This is a genomic window from Bacteroides sp. 3_1_13 (assembly GCF_001185845.1).
In the GTDB taxonomy this organism is placed as follows: Bacteria; Bacteroidota; Bacteroidia; order Bacteroidales; family Bacteroidaceae; genus Bacteroides; species Bacteroides xylanisolvens.
On the sequence record NZ_KQ236967.1, the window covers coordinates 1 to 2,526 of the forward strand.

General features: G+C 39.0%; 6 protein-coding genes. 5 read left to right on the forward strand and 1 reads right to left on the reverse strand.

Translation table 11 applies throughout. The annotated features are described in order from the left end of the window. Positions 1-85: 85 nt before the first annotated feature. From HMPREF9009_RS24700 to HMPREF9009_RS24720, 5 genes are all read left to right on the forward strand, one after another. On the forward strand, positions 86-397 hold the full coding sequence (locus HMPREF9009_RS24700; RefSeq protein ID WP_005868826.1) for a DUF2958 domain-containing protein: 312 nt from the start codon (positions 86-88) through the stop codon (positions 395-397). Between the two features lie 73 nt (positions 398-470). After that, positions 471-707 (forward strand): hypothetical protein, encoded by a 237-nt coding sequence (locus tag HMPREF9009_RS24705; RefSeq protein ID WP_005868824.1) that lies wholly within the window; start codon positions 471-473, stop codon positions 705-707. Positions 708-720: 13 nt separating this feature from the next. Then, the gene (locus HMPREF9009_RS24710) at positions 721-969 is read left to right on the forward strand and encodes a hypothetical protein (RefSeq protein ID WP_005868823.1); all 249 of its coding nucleotides are present in this window, start codon (positions 721-723) and stop codon (positions 967-969) included. A gap of 43 nt (positions 970-1,012) precedes the next feature. Then, the gene (locus HMPREF9009_RS24715; protein WP_005868821.1) at positions 1,013-1,450 is read left to right on the forward strand and encodes a hypothetical protein; all 438 of its coding nucleotides are present in this window, start codon (positions 1,013-1,015) and stop codon (positions 1,448-1,450) included. Between the two features lie 267 nt (positions 1,451-1,717). Beyond that, positions 1,718-2,227, forward strand: a complete 510-nt coding sequence (locus HMPREF9009_RS24720) for a hypothetical protein (RefSeq protein WP_007569216.1) — start codon at positions 1,718-1,720, stop codon at positions 2,225-2,227. Between the two features lie 15 nt (positions 2,228-2,242). On the opposite strand, the gene HMPREF9009_RS24725 is transcribed toward HMPREF9009_RS24720, so the two are convergent. Further along, positions 2,243-2,526 (reverse strand): hypothetical protein (locus tag HMPREF9009_RS24725; RefSeq protein WP_049703633.1); only part of this gene is annotated, 284 nt, incomplete at its 5' end.

Below are 2,526 nucleotides of genomic sequence, written 5' to 3' on the forward strand. Positions count from 1 at the left end.
CATCCCGGAAAGGGGTTTTAAAAAAAGGTCTTTAAATCTAGCTGAAGCATAAAATTAGAAGTTTAACCCTTTAAAAATGTGACATATGATTACAGTGACGGAACAACTAAAGAATGTGTTTGAAGCCAACCCTTTGTACTCAAAAGAGGGGCAGGGGCTTAATGCGGAAGTCATCGCAAGGTTTTTCCTTCCTTTTTCTTCGGTGGTATGGTTGGTAACGGAAGCCGAACAGCAGGAAGACGGTGACTGGCTTTTTTTCGGTTATTGCCATATTCAAGAATGGGAATGGGGTTATGTGCTTCTTTCTCAAATTCAAGAGGTGAATGTTCGTGGGTTGACCGTGCAGCTGGATAAAGGACTGAAAACCGGTATAACGGTAAAAGCTTGCCTGAATTGATTAGAGAATAAACGGAGAGGGAACAACCCCTTTCCGCTTTCCAACCGGAATATTGAACTTAAAAACGGAAGTTATGGTTTACGAGACGAATTGCACGGAAATAACACAGGACAAATGGCGTGAGCTGATGAAGTACGGTAGAAAATGCTCCTATCGGCTGCTTACGGCGAGAATCAAGCGGGAATTGCCGGAATTATACCATGCGCTGGCTCTCCAGTTCTATAATCCTTATGCGGAACAGTGCAGGCAGACACCCACACATTATATATTGGTTCATTCGGCCATTGAATATTTTATCAGAAAACAATAAAGGACAAATGGTTATGAAAACAAAAAAGGTTGATAAAAAGAAAACGCTGGCTTATGCGGTGGCATTTTACTTTACGGATGTTTCCGTAAAGTTCATGATGGGGAATGCGATGTATGAGTATGTACATACCGTTTATGACAGGCGGTATGATAACGGTGGCTTTAATACGCTTGCCGTAGTCTATAATTACAAGAGGATGAAGTACGAGGTATTGGTCGTATCGGACGAGAAGGTAGGTGATAAGGAGATTCATATATTATAAGTTTCACAAACAGGGCTTTTGCCATATAAAAACGGCTTTTGAGATGAAAAAGTTATCGGCTTATACGGTTGCATCCAACTGCACCGACTTGACGGATATACGTGACGGCATCGCTGAAATACATGAAGCGATGAAGACTTGCGTTGAATCCGGGAAACATATCCCTTCATTCTATGTTTCCCGGTTGGCCAAACTGGAAACTAAAAAGAAGAAACTGGAGAAACGGACGCAGGTACACATGACCGTCACCATCCGTTTCTTTATAGATGATGATACCCTTACAATGGCAGTCAGGCATTGCCTTTTCTTCAAGCTGGAACCGACTCGGCAGAATGTGATGAAAGCCATCCGTGATGCGGTTCTTAATAACGGACGTTCCATTCTTGACTTTCCGGAAGCATGGGGAGAAGATCTTATGGATGTGTCTTTCTTTGATGTGGAGAATGCCATGAAGAAGCTGCGTTCCTCATTCGGCCTATAAACTTCATTGCATATTTTTCCGAAAGTAAAGTAACCGTTGGATTTTTGGCCAGCGGTTCTTTTTTCAAAAAAGAACCAAAAACTTTGAATACAATCTTTTTTCATCTTCTAACTTATGTATTCGGAAAAAATTCCATGGCATTCAGAAAAGGGATGATAGCGGTTTGGGGATTATAGGGTAGATTTGTGGGGTAAGCTTACAGAGACAGTTTTTATAGGCAGGTTCCGAAAAGCCTTTGAGAGAGTAGGAGAACATGAGTTATAATATATGGCTATAAGTATAAATGATAGACAATTGATTACACAATTTATTACTAATACTCAGAATTTGAATGTTAATTTACCTACAAATGGTGGAGGGTGTGCTAATTTAGTTAGAGGAATTATAGAACAGGCAACAGGAAAAAGAATTTCAGTTAATCCTTTTGGAGCTTCTTTAGAAAGTATGATACAAAAAATAAATACCTATCATGATTTAGCTAAATGTAATAATGGAGATATATTATATTTTGTGCATCTTCCTAATGCTGCTGTAAATTTACATCAAACTATTCATTATGCAATTTTTTGTAATGTTAATAATGCTGGTGTACAGAAAAATGTTATTGGGATAAATGGATTAGCAGATCTTTCTTTTTCTCCCACAGCTTATCATGGTGTTGTAGCATCTGTAATATCTCCGGGTAATTTTAATGGAGTAGGGCAGGTGATATATGATACTGTAGCATTCCCTAATATTCTTGGTGAATTGTATGTTATTGATTATGAATTGATATAGGAATAAGTTTCTTCGTTATTTTATGGCGTACAGTAGTATAGAAATAGAAAAAAACTGAAAATTGAATAGTAAATTTGTTTGCTCCATGTTACGTTTATTACCGCTTGTAATCGGGCTTTGCGCAGACTTTATGTCCTGAAGGCTTTTTAGTACCCCTTCCATTTGGAAGATTTTGACAGCAGCGATGAAGGTGGTGGAGGATATATCCGGCTGGAGGCTTTTCAGTGTGTTCTCCGATGGCTGATATCCTCTCATCTTCAGTTCCAGAATGGTATTGAAGTCATCATTTCGCATAGCCT

Excerpts from the sequence above, each read along its gene's own strand:
- HMPREF9009_RS24700 (WP_005868826.1), top strand. The coding sequence starts at position 86 with ATGATTACAGTGACGGAACAACTAAAGAATGTGTTTGAAGCCAACCCT.
- HMPREF9009_RS24705 (WP_005868824.1), top strand. The coding sequence starts at position 471 with ATGGTTTACGAGACGAATTGCACGGAAATAACACAGGACAAATGGCGT.
- HMPREF9009_RS24710 (WP_005868823.1), top strand. The coding sequence starts at position 721 with ATGAAAACAAAAAAGGTTGATAAAAAGAAAACGCTGGCTTATGCGGTG.
- HMPREF9009_RS24715 (WP_005868821.1), top strand. The coding sequence starts at position 1,013 with ATGAAAAAGTTATCGGCTTATACGGTTGCATCCAACTGCACCGACTTG.
- HMPREF9009_RS24720 (WP_007569216.1), top strand. The coding sequence starts at position 1,718 with ATGGCTATAAGTATAAATGATAGACAATTGATTACACAATTTATTACT.